Source organism: Neisseria sp. P0021.S007 (assembly GCF_051956855.1).
In genome coordinates this window covers 1-456 of sequence record NZ_JBQCXA010001605.1, presented here as the reverse complement: position 1 = coordinate 456, position 456 = coordinate 1, and the positions used below count along the sequence as shown (strand labels likewise).

1 rRNA gene is annotated in these 456 nt (G+C 52.0%); it reads right to left on the bottom strand.

Features of this window, described 5'->3' with window-relative positions:
* Window positions 1–456 (bottom strand): 23S ribosomal RNA (locus tag ACTHUR_RS20500); the annotation flags it as partial.

Below are 456 nucleotides of genomic sequence, written 5' to 3'. Positions count from 1 at the left end.
TATAAATCTGCCGAGTTCCCTCTCCCGAGTTCTCTCAAGCGCCTTAGAATTCTCAGACGGCCCACCTGTGTCGGTTTGCAGTACGGTTCGATTCAAACGGAACCTTAGTGGCTTTTCCTGGAAGCGTGGTATCGGTTACGTCATGGCCTTAGACACTCGTCGTCACTTCTCGGTGTTAAGAAGACCCGGATTTGCCTAAGTCTTCCACCTACCGGCTTAAACAAGCTATTCCAACAACTTGCTAACCTAACCTTCTCCGTCCCCACATCGCATTTGAATCAAGTACAGGAATATTAACCTGTTTCCCATCGACGACGCATTTTTGCCTCGCCTTAGGGGCCGACTCACCCTACGCCGATGAACGTTGCGTAGGAAACCGTGGGCTTTCGGCGAGTGGGCTTTGCGCCCGCTTTATCGAGACTCATGGTAATGTGCGTACTTCTGGGAGAGCCGGGG